This is a genomic window from Stenotrophomonas maltophilia group sp. P373 (assembly GCF_053295075.1).
The window spans coordinates 161,996-176,111 of record NZ_CM129994.1 but is presented as its reverse complement, the minus strand read 5'-3'; the positions used below and the strand labels follow the sequence as shown (position 1 = coordinate 176,111).

Genomic DNA, 14,116 nt, shown 5'->3' with positions numbered 1-14,116 from the left:
TGACGAACATATTTCACAACCCTTCCACGTCTTCCAACTTCAGCTGAAAGGGCTTGTCAGCGCGGGGAACAAACGCCGCTATATTCCAGCTTCCCCAGACGAAGGAGGGAGTGCAATGAACCTGAACCCGCAACACATGAAGACGGCCCGCGCACTTGCTGTAGCGCTCATCGCCACCGTGAGCCTTGGCGCTTGTGCCACCTACAAGGACGAGTTCGCAACCATCAACTCGCGCCTCGATCAGCTCGATGTAAAGGTGCAGGGCGCTGCACAGAGTGCCGAGTCCGCCAACCAGTCGGCACAGCAGGCCAACCAGCGCCTGGACCAGATCGAAGGCCGCGTGCAGCAGCTTGAAAGGGCACCCGTCGGACGCAAGCCGCGCGGCTGATCGCTCCCTCACTGTTTGAATTGATCCACCTGTGTATCGGGAACCAGTGGCCCTCGCCGGCCACTGGCGTCCTTCCACCTCAGATCTACATTGCCAGGAGCCGTCCCATTCGTACCTCCTCCTCCCCTGCACACCGCGCCCTGCACGCCACTCTGGCCGTGGCACTGGCCGTTGCATGCAGCGGCGTAGCCAACGCCAGGGACAAGGACGCACCCGCACCACCGGCGGCCGCCGTTGATGAACTTCCGCCCGACCAGAGCGTCTCCGAAACAGTGATCGAGCTGGCCGGCTGGGTGGTCGCCAGCAAGGACAATCAGGGTTATCCGTTCGCGATCATGGACAAGGCCGCCGCGCAGGTCCTGGTCTTCGGCGGCGACGGCAAGCTGCGCGGCGCCGCGCCGGCGCTGTTCGGTTCGGCCATCGGCGATCACTCCGCACCCGGCGTCGCCAAGCTCGCCCTGAGCGCGATTCCCGGCCACGACCGCACCACGCCTGCGGGCCGCTTCATTGGTGCCTATGGCCCCTCCGACGATGCCGGGCGCGTGCTGTGGGTTGACTACGATTCCGCCGTGTCGATGCATCCGCTGCCACCGGGCAGCCCGAAGGAAAAGCGCGCCGAACGACTGGCGACGCCGACGCCGGACGACAACCGCGTCACCCACGGCTGCATCAACGTTTCGCCCGGCTTCTACGAACAGATCGTGCAATCCACGTTCCAGAAGGGCGGCGTGTTCTACATCCTGCCGGACAAGGATTCGATCGCAAAGACCTTCCCCGCGTTCGCGCAGAGCCGTGGCGATGCAAAGGACGAGAACAGCAAGGGCGCGCAGCGCGCGAGCAGGTAGCGCGCGTGCTGGAACTCAGGAAGCGGTAGCCCCTGCAGCCTGCGCCAATGCCGCGGCGTGCGCGTCGCCCTTGCGCTCGCTGTAGCGGTCCACCAGGTAGTCCGACCGGCCCCGCGTCAGCAGCGTGAACTTCACCAGTTCTTCCATCACGTCCACCACCCGATCGTAGTACGGCGAGGGTTTCATCCGGCCGTCGTCATCGAATTCCTGCCAGGCCTTGGCCACCGACGACTGGTTGGGGATGGTCAGCATGCGCATCCAGCGGCCGAGCACGCGCAACGTGTTGACGGTGTTGAACGACTGCGAGCCGCCACTCACCTGCATCACCGCCAGCGTCCTGCCCTGCGTGGGCCGCACGCTGCCATCTTCCAGCGGCAACCAGTCGATCTGGTTCTTGAACACGCCGGTGACCGTGCCATGCCGCTCGGGGCTGACCCAGACCTGCCCTTCCGACCACTGTGACCATTCGCGCAGTCGCTGCACTTCGGGGTGATTCCTGTCCACGCTGTCCAGCATCGGCAGCGCATGCGGATCGAACACCCGGGTTTCGCACCCCAGGTGGCGCAGCAGCCGCTCGGCTTCCAGCGCAAGCTTGCGGCTGAACGACTGGGGCCGCAGCGAGCCGTAGAGCAGGAGAATGCGTGGCGGCCCCAGATCTGCCGCGGCGAGCTGGTGATGATTGGGCTGGGGCAATGACGATTCCAGCAGGTTGGGCAGGTCCAGGCTTGTGATTGGCTCATTCATTCGACTATTCTAGAAATATGGAAACATCTAATGCAATCACCGCCCTGACCGCCCTCGGCCATGCCACCCGCCTGGCTGCCTTCCGACTGCTGGTGGAGGCGGGCCCGGCAGGGCGCATGGCGGGCGACATCGCCACGGCCCTGCAGGTACCCCCAGCCACGCTCAGCTTCCACCTGAAGGAGCTGGTGCAGGCCGGGCTGGTGGAGAGCGAAAGCCAAGGCCGCCACGTCTGCTACCGCGCCAACTTCGATGCGATGAACGGCTTGGTCCAGTACCTGACGCACAACTGCTGCGCGGGCTCCCCGGATGAGCGGTGCACGGTGAACGAACCGGCATGCAGGTGCTGAGATGAAACCCGATCCGATGATTCGTACCGGCACACGCGACGACCTGTCCTACATCCGGGACCTTCTGCAGCGGGCGCAGTTGCCCGTGGCCGATCTGGAAAGCAGCGAGGTGGCGTTTCTCGTCGCAGACCTCGAAGGTGTTCCCGTGGGTGCCGTTGGATTGCAGATCTTCGGCGCGTCGGCCCTGCTTCGCTCGCTGGTGGTGTCCGACGACCAACGCAATACCGGCCTTGGGCGCGCGTTGCTGTCAGCGGCCGAGGACATGGCCCGCCGCATGCAGGTCTGGGAACTGGTGCTGCTGACGACGTCGGCAGGCCCATGGTTCGCGCGGCACGGCTATGCCGGATGCGATCGCGCGCAGATAGCGGAGGCGATCCGCAGCTCTGCCGAGTTCACTAGTCTCTGCCCGGCCAGCGCGCTGTGCATGTCCAAGCCACTCACTGACCACGGAAGCCACATGACCCGCAATGTCTTGTTCCTCTGCACCGGCAACAGCGCGCGCAGCGTGCTGGCTGAAGCCACCCTGCGCGCCTGGGGCGGCGATCATTTCAGCGCATTCAGTGCGGGCAGCCAGCCCACTGGCCAGATCAATCCCTTCGCGCTCGCCCAGTTGCAGGCCGAAGGAATGCCCATTGAAGGGCTGCGCAGCAAGTCGTGGGATGAGTTCGTGGACGCAGCCCCGATGGACCTGGTGATCACCGTGTGTGACGCGGCCGCTGCCGAAGCCTGCCCTGTGGTGTTCGGTGACTTCATCCGCAGCCACTGGGGCCTGCCTGATCCGGCCGCCGTGGCAGGCAGCGATGCCGACAAGGCCGCAGCCTTCGCACTGGCCCATGCCATCGTGAAAACGCGCCTGCGTGCGCTGCTCGCACTGCCCGAATCGGTGTGGTCTGAACGCGAAGCGCTGCAGCACGCGCTGGACCGGATCGGCCAGCTGCTGCCGACCGACGGCGCGCAGTGACGGTGCCACTGCCATGAGTCTGTTCGAGCGACACCTGACGCTGTGGGTTGTGCTGTGCATTGCGATGGGCACGCTGCTGGGCCACGTCCTGCCCGATGCCTTCGCGGTGCTGGCCTCCGCCGAAGTGGCCAAAGTCAACCTGCCGGTTGCGGTGCTGATCTGGCTGATGATCATCCCGATGCTGCTGAAGGTCGACTTCACTGCGATGCGCCAGTTGCAGCAGCACTGGAAGGGCATCGGCGTGACACTGTTCATCAACTGGGCCGTGAAGCCGTTCTCGATGGCGCTGCTGGGCTGGCTGTTCCTGCGCCATGCCTTCGCGGACTGGTTGCCTGCAGCACAGATCGACAGCTACATCGCCGGGCTGATCCTGCTGGCGGCCGCGCCCTGCACCGCCATGGTGTTCGTGTGGAGCAACCTGTGCCGCGGTGATGCGAATTTCACCCTGAGCCAGGTGGCGTTGAACGACGCGATCATGGTGGTCGCCTACGCACCGGTGGTTGCGCTGCTGCTCGGCCTGTCGGCGATCACTGTGCCCTGGGACACGCTGCTGTTGTCGGTTGGCCTCTACATCGTGGTGCCCGTGCTGGTGGCCGCGTTGCTGCGGCGCTGGATGCTTTCGCGCAGCGGCGAGGCGGGCCTGCAGCGCGCGCTTCGACGGCTGGGCCCGCTGTCCCTGTCCGCGCTGCTGCTGACGCTGGTGCTGCTGTTCGGGTTCCAGGGCCAGCAGATCGTGAAGCAACCGCTGGTGATCGCGCTGATTGCGGTGCCGATCCTGATCCAGGTCTATTTCACTTCGGGCCTGGCCTACCTTCTGAACCGCCGTCTGGGCGTGGCGCATTGCGTGGCCGGCCCGTCAGCGCTGATTGGTGCGAGCAACTTCTTCGAACTGGCTGTGGCCACAGCGGTGGGACTGTTCGGCGTGCACTCGGGAGCGGCGCTGGCCACCGTGGTGGGTGTGCTGATCGAGGTACCGGTCATGCTGTCCGTGGTGCGGATCGTGAACCGTACTCAGGCTTGGTACGAAGGACCCGAAGAGCGCTGACAACCAGAGTGGGGCGAGTTCGATTTACCTTCTTCGCTCCGCACTGTCGTCATCGGCTTGGTGGGGTACCCACATCCCTGTCATCAAGTTCGAACCATGTCGCATATTTCCCATGCTGCTACGGACGTTGCGGCACCTGCGTCCGCGACGGCTTAACAGCGTGCAAGAATGCTGAAAGCGTCTTCGATCAAACGCTGTTTGCAACTCGTCTGATTGGCGTTGCGCAGCGACAGCGGTACAGATGGCGGGCCACCGGAAGATGGGTGGCCGGGCCTCGAAAACCCGTCAGATCACGAACGTTGTTTGCGCTTGCCAGCCGGCGTCACCCCGCGTGGCGCCGGCTGGCATTCCGTCTGCCGGCTATGGCGGGCGGAGCGTGGAGGCCTTGCGCCTGCCGGTCTTGTTCGTGATCTCCCGGTTTTCGAGCCACGTCTCCGCCCGCCACCTTTGCGTGGCGGCTACCGTCTGTCCTGCACGGAGCACTGCCATGACCTCACCGGACTTCCCCCGCCTGCATCCGCATCGCTCGTCCGCCACTGGCGGTGAGCCCTCAGAGCACGCGGCTGCGACCGACCCGAACGCCTTCATCGCCACGCTTCACCGCATCGGCAAAGGCGCGGCCGCCGATGGCCAACCCTGGCCGGAGCGTCACCAGATGCCGGGCCGTTGCATGGCGCTGGCCGATGCGGACTGTGCACTGGCCGGCCAGCGTGTGACGCTGGAGCTGCTGCTGGCGGCCGAACGCGTGCGCCAGAACGGCACGGAGGCCGAGTACGTGGGCGACCGGGTGATGGAAGGGCTGATCATGGCGTGCCTGACGATGAACGCACAGGCCAGCGCGCGCATGCAGCCGGACGGGTGACGCCGGCGCCACATCACTCGCAGAGCGCGCTGTCTTCCTTCAACGCGGCATCCTGCAGTGGCTGGCGCTGTTCGATCTGCTCACGTTGTTCCGCCGTCGGCTCGCCCAGCCACCACACACGGCAGCGCGCGGTAAGACGGCCGACCATCTTCGCCTGCGTGGGTGAGTACAGCATCGCCAACGCGGTGCCGGGGCAGTCGTGGGCCTGGCAGGCGGTGTAGAACCACCACGGCTCGCCCTGCAGCACTACCAGCTCGCCAGGGCCGCTGGGTCCGCTCAACAGGCGCTCGCGCAGCGTGGGAATCTCCTTGTCGCTGGATTCGGCTGCCGCGGTGTCCTTCATCAGCGCGTTGAAGGCCGCCAGCACCTTCGGGTCCTTGCGGCCGCAGTCGTCCACGGTGTTACCGCCCACCAGGGTGAAGAAATGCGTCGCCAGCGGATTGTCCGCGCAGGTGAGTTCGCCGCCGGCGCCCGGGTCTTCCGGTTCGCCCTCGCTGTCCCACACCTTCTCGACCACCGTGGCCGTGGCGGCCGGAGCTTCGGTGGTTGGTGCTGGCGCCGCAGCAGGCGCGGCCTCGCCAGTGTTCTCCGGTGCCTGTCCGCAGGCTGCCAGCAGCGCGGCCATCATCGCCATCCCTGTGATTCGCATCTTCATCGCGTGTCCTTGTCTGATCTGCGCCGCGTCCACCGAATCTGCGGCCGCGTGATTCTAACCAGCGGCGCGGCGCTAGGATGCGTCTGAAGCCTTCCCATCATCGCCAGGGCCTGGACGCATGCGCCGCACACGACTCGCCATGATCTTCTGCGGTGCCCTGCTGATGGCATCGCCGGCAATTGCCCACGATGCAGAAGGCGCGCAGCTTCTTCCGGGCTACATCGTTGGTGCGTACAGCTACGGCAACAACGTGGGCGATACCGGCAAGTTCACGCTCACGTTGAAGCGCGCGGGGAATGGGCCGTGGCTGATCTTTTCGGACATGGACAACAGCAACGCGCCGCCGCGGGCGCGGTGATTGCCGCCGTCGGGCGCCAACCAAGGTTGGCAGCCACCAGAAGCGGGTTCGGCAGTAGATCCACGCCATGCGTGGATGGGTCGCGCACATAAAAAACCCCGGCACCTGGCCGGGGTTTTTCGATTCACTTGAACAGCGTGTCCGGATACTCCGGTTTCTGTTCCCGCGCCAGCAGTGCGCGCAAGCCTTCTTCCGGGGTCTGCTCGCCATGCAGCACGGCGCGCACACCGTCGGAGATCGGCAGGTCGATGCCATGGCGGCGCGCCTGTCGCATCACTTCGTCGGCGGTCTGCACCGACTCGACCACCTGGCCGATCTCGCGCACGGCATCCTGCAGCGTCTGGCCGCGGCCCAGGGCCAGGCCCAGGCGGCGGTTGCGCGACAGGTCGCCGGTGCAGGTCAGCACCAGATCGCCCAGGCCGGCCAGGCCCATCAGCGTTTCCGGCTTGGCGCCGATCGCAGCGGCCAGGCGCAGCATCTCGTTCAGACCACGGGTGATCAGGCCGGCACGGGCGTTGAGGCCCAGCTGCATGCCATCGGCCACGCCGGTGGCCACCGCCAGCACGTTCTTCATCGCGCCGCCCAGCTCGGCACCGACCATGTCGTCGCCGGTGTAGGCGCGGAACGCCGGGCCATGCATCGCCTCGGCCACCGTCTGCGCGAACTCGGGCACGTCGCCGTGCACGGTGATCGCGGTCGGCAGGCCCTGGGTGACTTCCTTGGCGAACGACGGCCCGGTGACGACGGCCAACGGCACGTCCTCACCCAGCACTTCGCGCGCCACTTCATGCAGGAAGCGGCCCGAACCGGGTTCGAAGCCCTTGGTGGCCCAGGCCACGCCGGCACCGGCAGGACGCAGCGGCGCCAGCGCACGCACGGTTTCGCCGAAGGCATGCGAGGGGGTCACCACCAGGATCCAGGCCGCGCCTTCCACCGCCGACGCCAGGTCGGTGGTAGCACGCAGGCTGTCCGGCAGCGGGATGCCCGGCAGGTAACGCGGATTCTCGTGGCGCTGGTCGATGGCCTCGACCACGGCAGCATCGCGCCCCCACAGCACGGTCGGGTGACCGTGCCGTGCGAGCAGGCTGGCCAGCGCGGTTCCCCAGGAACCGGCGCCGAGCACGGCGATCTTGTCAGCGGGAGTGCTCATCCGTGACGTCGCGGCAGGAATCAGGCGTTGCCGGCCGGCTCGGAGTCAGCCAGCGACGGTGCGTCGCCCTGCTCCTGGCGCTGGCGCAGGGTTTCTGCGTACAGGCCTTCGAAGTTGATCGGCTGCAGGAAGAACGGCGGGAAGCCGCCGGCCTGGATCAGGTCGCTGATCAGCTGGCGCACGTAGGGGAACAGGATGTTCGGGCACTGGGTGCCGAGCAGCACGTCGATCGACTGCGGGTCCAGGCCGACCAGGCCGAACACGCCGGCCTGCTTCACTTCGGCCACGTAGGCGGTGCGCTCACCGGCCTGGCAGGTCAGGGTCACGGCCAGCACGACTTCGAAGGCGTTCTCACCCAGGCGCTGCACCTGCTGGTTCAGGTTCAGCTGCAGCTCCGGCTGCACCTGGTCATTGAAGATGGTCGGTGCGTTCGGCGACTCGAAGGAGACGTCCTTGACGTAGATCTTCTCGACGGTGAAAGCGGGGCCGGTAGCGGCATCGACCGGCGCAGCGGCGCCGTTGGTGATCTCTTCGGACATTTCCAGTAACTCCAGGTGAATGCAATGAAAACGATGGTCGAACTACTGCGATGGGGGCGGGACCCGGCCCAGACAAGGCCGGATCCGCCACCTGCGACAATCAGTTGCGGCCCTTGACCAGCGGCAGCTCGGCCTGCTGCCAGGCGGGGATGCCGCCGTCGAGCACGTAGACCTTCTCGAAACCGGCCTTCTTCAGCGCCTTGGCGGCGGTTTCCGAAGCGTTGCCGCTGCGGCACACCAGCACCACCGGCGACTGCTTGGCGTTGGCCACCAGCTTGTGCTCCGGGCCGAAGGCACTGGCCTGGGCGTTGCGGCTGCCGGCAATATGGCCCTTCTCGAAGTCACCGCTGGCCGACAGGTCGACCACCACCGTGCCGCCCGCGTTCATCAGCTGGGTCAGTTCGGCGGGCTTGATGCCCTTGAAGCCCCGGAACAGGCGGCGGATCTCGGTGACGATGATGGCCACGGTCAGGCCGACCAGGGCCGCGGACAGCATCGGGTTTCGGCCTGCAAAGGCCAGCAACTCTTCGTAATTCACTCAGGTCACGGGTCGATTAAGCGGGCGCCGATTGTCGCACAAGCCGGACGCGGCCCGTCACTGCCCCTTCCACAGGTCCGGCAGGCCGGCGGTCTGCCACCAGCGCTTGGCCTCCGGGTCCCAGCGCCAGCGCTCGACCACGACCACGGTGCGCTCGGCCTGGGTGTTCTGGTTGATCACCCCGATTTCGACCCGGCGCTCGACCAGGCCACCGTCCAGCGAGGCGCTGCTGCGCTCGCGATAGGACGACACGCGCAGCTGCGCGTAACGGTTGAGCTCGAACTCGGTCGGCGGCTTTTCCTTGCGCAGCTTGGGGTCGAGGTAGCCGATGGCATCGTCCATGCTGCCCCAGCGGATGGTCGCCCCGTAGGCGATCTGGGTCTCTTCCAGCAGCTTGCGCTGCTTGCGGCTGAGGTCGTCGGCCAAGGCCACGGCACTGGCCAGCAGCAGGGAATACATCAGGAACTGGATGAGGCGGCGCATCGGTGGTTTCCCCAGAACGTCAGCCTGCCATCCTACCCTTTGGCGAAGGCAACAAAGCGACCGCTGAATTCGGCGGCGGGCTTGCCATCGGCACCGGGCTGGGTGGCGATGATGCTGATGCGGGCCTTGCGGCGCTGCCGGAAGGTATTCAGGAAGGCGTCCCAGCCGGTGGCTTCAGCGGCTTCGGCGTGGGCGTGCAGGTCCTCATAGACCGGCGCCAGATAGCGCAGGTTGCTGTCGGCCACATAGACCTCGGCATCGTGGCCGGCCAGGCGCAGGCGCAGGCTGACCAGCGCCCAGCCGGACAGGGTCAGCACCGAGGCCAGGCTGCCGCCGAAGGCGTTGCCCTTGTCGTTGACGTTGGCCGCCAGCGGCGCGGTGATGCGCAGCACGCCATCGGCATAGCCGTCGAGCTGGATCTGCATGGCGCGGACCGCCGGCATGCAGTCCAGCACGTCCTGCAGGGCGGCCAACGAGGAAGTCAGGGCATCAACGGACATCGGAGCAGCGACCACGACAACGAAGGGCCCGCATAATGCAGGCAATGGTCGACCATACGATACCCACTGGCGCCACCCGTTCCGGCCCACGCTGGACCCTGATCTCGCTGCGCCCGCGGGGCCAGAACGTGGCGCTGCGCCGCGCCGTTGCCCGGCTGGGCGGGAATGTCCTGGCCCTGGCGCCCTGGCGCCTGCAGCGCCTGCATGGCACGGCTGTGGTGCGCCAGCTGCAACGCGCGCTGAACTGCGATCGGGTGGTGTTCACCAGCCCGGCCGCCGTTGCCGCAGCCGCGTCCCTGCTGCCGTTGGCCGACGTGCAGCGCAGCCCGTGGCTGACCGTGGGCGAAGGCACTGCGCGCGCATTGCGGGCACACGGCATCACCGAGGTGCACGCGCCGCAGCGGATGGACAGTGAAGGCCTGCTGGCGCTGCCGGTGCTGGCCGACGTACAGGGCCTGCGCATCGGCCTGGTGACCGCCCCCGGCGGGCGTGGCCTGATTGCCGCGCAGCTGCAGGCGGCGGGCGCCACGATCGAACGTGCCGATGTCTACCAGCGTCGCCTGCTGCGACTGCCCCCGCGAACGCTGGCGCGATTGGCGCATTCAGCACAGCCGTGGGTGCTGGCCGTGAGCAGTGGCGAAGCCCTGCAGCATTTCTGGCAACAGCTTCCGCCGGCCGGGCAGCAGCGCCTGCGGGCGTCTGCCCGCGTGGTGGTTGCCAGTGACCGCCTCGGCGAACAGGCGCAGGCGCTCGGCCTGCAGCGCATCACACGCAGCGCCGGCCCCACCGCTGCGCAGCTGGTGGCCGCTGCACACGCCACGCTCACCGCCCCGGCAGCGACCTGAACAGGGACGTGGATCACGCTTGCCGCTGCCGTCGGCAACGGTGATGCTGTGCACAACGCAGCCTGCCGGCACCCCGACCGGCGACGTTGCCGACAAGGAAGCCTGATGAACGATACTCCGCCCGCACCCCCACCCCATCGACCCGTGCGCTGGCTGCTGCCGCTGGCCGCCGTGGTCGTGCTCGGCGCGGGCGGTTATGCCGGCTGGTACGTCTGGCAGCAGCAACAGCGCGAACAGGAAGCGCAGGCACAGACCACGGCCGTACAGCTGAAGGGCCTGGAGGCCACGCTGGATGCGCTGCGCCGTGACCAGCGCGCGACCAGCCAGCGCCTGCAGGATGCGGCGACCACCAACCGCGTGCTGCGCGACGAGATGCTGGGACTCTCACAGCGCAGCGCGCTGCTGGAAGAGAACCTGGCCAAGCTGGCCGACAGTGCCAACCAGGGCCGCCAGGCGGTGCAGCGCGATGAGGCCGAGCTGCTGCTGACCCAGGCTGCGCAGCGCCTGAACTACGCCGACGACGTGGACGGCGCACGCCGCCTGTATGCACAGGCGGCCACCGCACTGGCCGAACTGCCCGACGCTGATGGCCTGAACCTGCGCCAGGCGCTGGTGCAGGAGCGCGAGGCGCTGGATGCGCTCGGCACCGGCCCGCGCGTGCAGTCGCTGCAGCGCCTGGATGCCGTGGCCCGCGCGCTGCAGGGCCTGCCCTCGCAGATCACCGGCACGACCGGCAGCAGCACCGCCAAGCCCTGGTGGCAGGCCACGCTGGCACCGTTCGTGGACATCACCCCGAGCCGCCAGAACGGCCCGCTGACGGCCGCCGAAAAGCGCAACGCCGACGATGCACTGCAGCTGGAATTGACGTTGGCGCGCGCCGCGATCGAGCGCGGCGACCGCGCGGGCCGCAACACCGCTCTGGACCGCGTGGAGCAGTGGGCACAGCGGCGCTGGCCGGATTCACCGGCCCTGCGCGCGCAACGTGCTGAACTGAAGGCCTTGCGCGAACTGCCGCTGCAGGCCAACGACGCTGTCCTTGGCAGCACCCTGCAACAACTGCGCACCCAGACCGACCGGAGGTAAGCCCGCATGAAACCCCTGCAATCCCTGGTCGTGCTGTTGCTGGCCGTGGCCATCGGCGTGGTCGCCGCGCAATGGCTCGGCGCCGATGACCTGAACCGCTTCGGCGAAGTGACCCTGCGCTACGGCGGCTACGACTATCACAGCAACCTGCCGAAGGTAGCGCTGCTGGCGGTGATCACGGTGCTGGTGCTGTGGCTGCTGTGGAGCCTGATCGCTGCACCGTTCCGTGCCTGGGGCCGCTACCGCCGCAAGCAGGGCCGGGTGCGCCTGATCGACGGCCTGCAGGCCTACGAGCATGGCCAGTGGCAACGTGCGGAGAAGCTGCTGGACGGCGCCGCCAGGGACCCGGAAGTGAGCGCGGTGGCACTGGCCACCGCCGTGCGCAGCGCGCAGGCACGCGCCGACGGCCCCGCCGGAGAGGCGCTGCTGCAGCGCCTGGGCGAAAGTGACGCCACCCTGCAGGCGCTGCTGCGCGCCGAACAGCTGCTGGCGCGCGATCTGCCAGTCGATGCGATCAACGCGCTGGACGTAGCGGCGATCCAGCCGCTGCCGCCACGCGGCCTGTGGCTGCGTACGGAAGCGCTGGCACAGGCCGGCCGCGCCCACGAAGCGTATGGCCAGCTGGGTGCGCTGCGCCAGAGCAAGGTGCTGCCGGCCGACGCGAACAGCGAACTGGAGGCACGCCTGGCCGCACAGGCGCTGCTGGAAGCGGCCGACGTCAACGCGCTGGCCGCACAGTGGGAGGCCACCCCGAAGGCGCTGCGCCCCACCCCGGACGTGGTGGGCGCCTATGCCAGCCGTGCGGTGGCGCTGGACTGGGATGAGCCGGCGCTGCTGGCGCTGGAACAGGCACTGGACCAGCGTTGGAATGACGATCTGGTGGCGCTGTATGGCCGCCTGCCCGCCGAGCGCCTGGCCACCCGCCAGGCCAATCTGGCGCGCTGGCGCAACGTGCACGATGACTCGGCCGCCCTGCGCCTGGCACAGGGCCGCGTGGCCCTGGGCCAGCAGCAATGGGATGCCGCCGATGCGTTCCTGCACGAGGCCATTGCCGCGGGCGCCGGTGCACCGGCGTGGGAAGCGCTGGGTGAAGTGTTCGCGCAACGTGGCGAACACGCGCTGGCCGCGCAGTGCCTGGCCAATGCGCTGCGCCTGCAGCGCGGCGAGGACAGCGTGGAACTGGTGCGTGGCACCGAGACGCCGCTGCGCGCCACGGTGGAGGAGCAGCCCATCGTTGCACAGCCGCCGGTGTATGACGCCAACGAAGAGCGCGACGAATTCGGCAACCCGCGGTTGCCCTGAGGGGTAGTGCCGGCCGCTGGCCGGCATCCACCGGTGAATTTGGCACCCACCAGAGCAACAATCCGAACAAAAAAAACGCCGCCCGATGGGCGGCGTTTTCAGTTCCAGGAGTGCCGGCCGGATCGTGCCGACCAACGGTCGGCACCCACCGATGGATGCGATCAGCGTTCGACGATCGCCACCACGCCCATGCCGCCAGCGGTGCAGATCGACACCAGTGCGCGGCCACCGCCGCGTTCGGCCAGCTGCTTGGCTGCCGTGGCGATCACGCGTGCGCCGGTAGCGGCGAACGGGTGGCCGGTGGCCAGCGACGAGCCCAGCAGGTTGATCTTGTCCGGGTCGATGCGGCCCAGCGGCGCGTCCAGGCCCAGGCGGTTGCGGCAGTAGTCCTCGCTCTCCCACGCACGCAGGGTGCACAACACCTGTGCGGCAAAGGCTTCGTGGATCTCGTAGATGTCGAAGTCCTGCAGGGTCAGGCCGTTGCGCTTGAGCATCTCCGGCACCGCGATGGTCGGTGCCATCAGCAGGCCTTCGCCGTGCACGAAGTCCACCGCGGCGACGTGCGCGTCACGCAGGTAAGCCTGGGGTTCATGGCCATGCGCGCGTGCCCACTCTTCGCTGGCCAGCAGCACTGCAGCGGCACCGTCGGTCAGCGGGGTGGAGTTGGCGGCGGTGAGCGTGCCACGCCCGGAAACCTTGTCGAACGCCGGCTTCAGCGTGGCCAGCTTTTCCAGCGAGGTGTCCGGGCGCAGGATGTTGTCGCGCTCGACGCCACGGAACGGTGCGATCAGGTCGTTGAAAAAGCCACGCTCGTAGGCGGCGGCCAGCTTCTTGTGCGACGACACCGCCCACTCATCCTGCGAGTCGCGCGAGATGTTCCACTCCTTCGCCATGTCCTCGCAGTGGTCGCCCATGCTCTTGCCGGTGCGCGGCTCGGCCACGCCCGGGAACTCGGGCTTGAGCTCGGAGAACTTGAAGCCGGCGGTGAGCGCGCGGATCTTGTCGCCGGTGCTCTTGGCGCGGTTGGCCGCCAGCAGGCGTGCACGCAGTTTCTTGCCGTAGACGATCGGCACGTCGGAGGTGGTGTCCGAACCACCGCCGATGCCCGATTCGATCTGGCCCAGCGCGATCTTGTTGGCCACGGTGATGATGCTGTCCAGCGAGGTACCGCAGGCACGCTGCAGGGTGATGCCCGGGGTCAGCGGCGACAGGCCGGACGACAGCGTGGCTTCGCGGCCCAGGTTCCAGTCGCTGGAGTGCTTGATCACTGCACCCATTGCCACTTCACCCAGCTGCTGGCCATGCAGGCCGAACCGTTCGACCAGCGCACCCAGCGTACGGACCGACATGCCGAGGTTGCCGACATCCGAATACGCGGTGTTCTGGCGGCAGAACGGAATGCGGACGCCACCGAGGATGGCGACGGGACGAGCGTTGGGCATGGAGATACCTGGCATGGATGAGGGTGTCT

18 protein-coding genes and 1 pseudogene are annotated in these 14,116 nt (G+C 67.6%); 11 read left to right on the top strand and 8 right to left on the bottom strand.

The features are described from left to right. The first annotated feature begins 115 nt into the window (after positions 1–115). Both ACSYHF_RS00760 and ACSYHF_RS00755 read left to right on the top strand, forming a co-directional pair. Positions 116–388, top strand: coding sequence for a hypothetical protein (locus ACSYHF_RS00760; RefSeq protein WP_005420910.1), 273 nt, complete (start codon positions 116–118; stop codon positions 386–388). 158 nt (positions 389–546) lie between these two features. Further along, positions 547–1,233: a L,D-transpeptidase gene (locus ACSYHF_RS00755; protein WP_053497771.1), complete on the top strand. Its 687-nt coding sequence runs from the start codon at positions 547–549 to the stop codon at positions 1,231–1,233. A gap of 15 nt (positions 1,234–1,248) precedes the next feature. Here ACSYHF_RS00755 and arsH read toward each other — a convergent pair whose 3' ends face one another. After that, positions 1,249–1,977: an arsenical resistance protein ArsH gene (gene arsH / locus ACSYHF_RS00750; RefSeq protein WP_111127166.1), complete on the bottom strand. Its 729-nt coding sequence runs from the start codon at positions 1,975–1,977 to the stop codon at positions 1,249–1,251. 17 nt (positions 1,978–1,994) lie between these two features. Here arsH and ACSYHF_RS00745 point away from each other — a divergent pair, with 17 nt between their 5' ends. The 5 genes and pseudogenes from ACSYHF_RS00745 to ACSYHF_RS00725 all read left to right on the top strand — a co-directional run bounded on the left by ACSYHF_RS00745 (position 1,995) and on the right by ACSYHF_RS00725 (position 5,192). Next, positions 1,995–2,324 carry an ArsR/SmtB family transcription factor gene (locus ACSYHF_RS00745; RefSeq protein ID WP_065178712.1) on the top strand — a complete coding sequence of 110 codons (330 nt, stop codon included), beginning with the start codon at positions 1,995–1,997 and terminating at the stop codon, positions 2,322–2,324. A gap of 1 nt (position 2,325) precedes the next feature. After that, positions 2,326–2,697: pseudogene (locus ACSYHF_RS00740) on the top strand (GNAT family N-acetyltransferase); the annotation flags it as partial. 84 nt (positions 2,698–2,781) lie between these two features. After that, positions 2,782–3,285, top strand: a complete 504-nt coding sequence (locus ACSYHF_RS00735; RefSeq protein WP_065178735.1) for an arsenate reductase ArsC — start codon at positions 2,782–2,784, stop codon at positions 3,283–3,285. A gap of 13 nt (positions 3,286–3,298) precedes the next feature. Then, positions 3,299–4,330 (top strand): ACR3 family arsenite efflux transporter, encoded by a 1,032-nt coding sequence (gene arsB / locus ACSYHF_RS00730; RefSeq protein ID WP_111127170.1) that lies wholly within the window; start codon positions 3,299–3,301, stop codon positions 4,328–4,330. Between the two features lie 487 nt (positions 4,331–4,817). Further along, positions 4,818–5,192, top strand: a complete 375-nt coding sequence (locus ACSYHF_RS00725) for a hypothetical protein (protein ID WP_069138124.1) — start codon at positions 4,818–4,820, stop codon at positions 5,190–5,192. Between the two features lie 13 nt (positions 5,193–5,205). Here the strand turns inward: ACSYHF_RS00725 and ACSYHF_RS00720 are convergent, their stop codons facing one another. Beyond that, complete coding sequence (locus ACSYHF_RS00720) at positions 5,206–5,847, bottom strand: Ivy family c-type lysozyme inhibitor (RefSeq protein ID WP_134955537.1); 642 nt, start codon at positions 5,845–5,847, stop codon at positions 5,206–5,208. Positions 5,848–5,965: 118 nt separating this feature from the next. Between ACSYHF_RS00720 and ACSYHF_RS00715 the strand changes: the two genes are divergently transcribed. Beyond that, positions 5,966–6,205, top strand: coding sequence for a hypothetical protein (locus tag ACSYHF_RS00715; RefSeq protein WP_240431564.1), 240 nt, complete (start codon positions 5,966–5,968; stop codon positions 6,203–6,205). Positions 6,206–6,329: 124 nt separating this feature from the next. Here ACSYHF_RS00715 and ACSYHF_RS00710 read toward each other — a convergent pair whose 3' ends face one another. From ACSYHF_RS00710 to ACSYHF_RS00690, 5 genes are all read right to left on the bottom strand, one after another. Then, entirely contained in the window at positions 6,330–7,355 is a 1,026-nt protein-coding gene (locus ACSYHF_RS00710) for an NAD(P)H-dependent glycerol-3-phosphate dehydrogenase (RefSeq protein WP_005420929.1), read from the bottom strand. A gap of 20 nt (positions 7,356–7,375) precedes the next feature. Then, positions 7,376–7,894, bottom strand: coding sequence for a protein-export chaperone SecB (secB, locus tag ACSYHF_RS00705; protein WP_005407596.1), 519 nt, complete (start codon positions 7,892–7,894; stop codon positions 7,376–7,378). Positions 7,895–7,994: 100 nt separating this feature from the next. Next, entirely contained in the window at positions 7,995–8,432 is a 438-nt protein-coding gene (locus ACSYHF_RS00700; protein ID WP_005420930.1) for a rhodanese-like domain-containing protein, read from the bottom strand. 57 nt (positions 8,433–8,489) lie between these two features. Next, positions 8,490–8,915, bottom strand: coding sequence for a hypothetical protein (locus ACSYHF_RS00695; protein ID WP_134955279.1), 426 nt, complete (start codon positions 8,913–8,915; stop codon positions 8,490–8,492). Between the two features lie 32 nt (positions 8,916–8,947). Next, positions 8,948–9,415: a YiiD C-terminal domain-containing protein gene (locus ACSYHF_RS00690; RefSeq protein ID WP_005407593.1), complete on the bottom strand. Its 468-nt coding sequence runs from the start codon at positions 9,413–9,415 to the stop codon at positions 8,948–8,950. 35 nt (positions 9,416–9,450) lie between these two features. Between ACSYHF_RS00690 and ACSYHF_RS00685 the strand changes: the two genes are divergently transcribed. The 3 genes from ACSYHF_RS00685 (at position 9,451) to ACSYHF_RS00675 (ending at position 12,645) form a co-directional block, all read left to right on the top strand. Next, positions 9,451–10,260: a uroporphyrinogen-III synthase gene (locus tag ACSYHF_RS00685; protein WP_447575998.1), complete on the top strand. Its 810-nt coding sequence runs from the start codon at positions 9,451–9,453 to the stop codon at positions 10,258–10,260. A 105-nt stretch (positions 10,261–10,365) separates the two neighbouring features. After that, a complete protein-coding gene (locus ACSYHF_RS00680; protein WP_197598817.1) occupies positions 10,366–11,343 on the top strand; it encodes a uroporphyrinogen-III C-methyltransferase in 978 nt (325 codons plus the stop codon). 6 nt (positions 11,344–11,349) lie between these two features. Next, the gene (locus ACSYHF_RS00675; protein WP_197598818.1) at positions 11,350–12,645 is read left to right on the top strand and encodes a heme biosynthesis HemY N-terminal domain-containing protein; all 1,296 of its coding nucleotides are present in this window, start codon (positions 11,350–11,352) and stop codon (positions 12,643–12,645) included. Between the two features lie 161 nt (positions 12,646–12,806). Here the strand turns inward: ACSYHF_RS00675 and ACSYHF_RS00670 are convergent, their stop codons facing one another. Further along, positions 12,807–14,102, bottom strand: a complete 1,296-nt coding sequence (locus ACSYHF_RS00670) for an acetyl-CoA C-acetyltransferase (RefSeq protein WP_005420942.1) — start codon at positions 14,100–14,102, stop codon at positions 12,807–12,809. Between the last annotated feature and the right edge of the window lie 14 nt (positions 14,103–14,116).

Bases quoted from the DNA above. Each gene is read 5' to 3' on its own strand.
- ACSYHF_RS00690 (WP_005407593.1), bottom strand. From the start codon at position 9,415: ATGTCCGTTGATGCCCTGACTTCCTCGTTGGCCGCCCTGCAGGACGTG.
- ACSYHF_RS00680 (WP_197598817.1), top strand. From the start codon at position 10,366: ATGAACGATACTCCGCCCGCACCCCCACCCCATCGACCCGTGCGCTGG.
- ACSYHF_RS00675 (WP_197598818.1), top strand. From the start codon at position 11,350: ATGAAACCCCTGCAATCCCTGGTCGTGCTGTTGCTGGCCGTGGCCATC.
- ACSYHF_RS00720 (WP_134955537.1), bottom strand. From the start codon at position 5,847: ATGAAGATGCGAATCACAGGGATGGCGATGATGGCCGCGCTGCTGGCA.
- arsH (WP_111127166.1), bottom strand. From the start codon at position 1,977: ATGAATGAGCCAATCACAAGCCTGGACCTGCCCAACCTGCTGGAATCG.
- ACSYHF_RS00745 (WP_065178712.1), top strand. From the start codon at position 1,995: ATGGAAACATCTAATGCAATCACCGCCCTGACCGCCCTCGGCCATGCC.
- ACSYHF_RS00685 (WP_447575998.1), top strand. From the start codon at position 9,451: ATGCAGGCAATGGTCGACCATACGATACCCACTGGCGCCACCCGTTCC.
- ACSYHF_RS00760 (WP_005420910.1), top strand. From the start codon at position 116: ATGAACCTGAACCCGCAACACATGAAGACGGCCCGCGCACTTGCTGTA.
- secB (WP_005407596.1), bottom strand. From the start codon at position 7,894: ATGTCCGAAGAGATCACCAACGGCGCCGCTGCGCCGGTCGATGCCGCT.
- ACSYHF_RS00710 (WP_005420929.1), bottom strand. From the start codon at position 7,355: ATGAGCACTCCCGCTGACAAGATCGCCGTGCTCGGCGCCGGTTCCTGG.
- ACSYHF_RS00695 (WP_134955279.1), bottom strand. From the start codon at position 8,915: ATGCGCCGCCTCATCCAGTTCCTGATGTATTCCCTGCTGCTGGCCAGT.
- arsB (WP_111127170.1), top strand. From the start codon at position 3,299: ATGAGTCTGTTCGAGCGACACCTGACGCTGTGGGTTGTGCTGTGCATT.
- ACSYHF_RS00670 (WP_005420942.1), bottom strand. From the start codon at position 14,102: ATGCCAGGTATCTCCATGCCCAACGCTCGTCCCGTCGCCATCCTCGGT.
- ACSYHF_RS00735 (WP_065178735.1), top strand. From the start codon at position 2,782: ATGACCCGCAATGTCTTGTTCCTCTGCACCGGCAACAGCGCGCGCAGC.
- ACSYHF_RS00715 (WP_240431564.1), top strand. From the start codon at position 5,966: ATGCGCCGCACACGACTCGCCATGATCTTCTGCGGTGCCCTGCTGATG.
- ACSYHF_RS00725 (WP_069138124.1), top strand. From the start codon at position 4,818: ATGACCTCACCGGACTTCCCCCGCCTGCATCCGCATCGCTCGTCCGCC.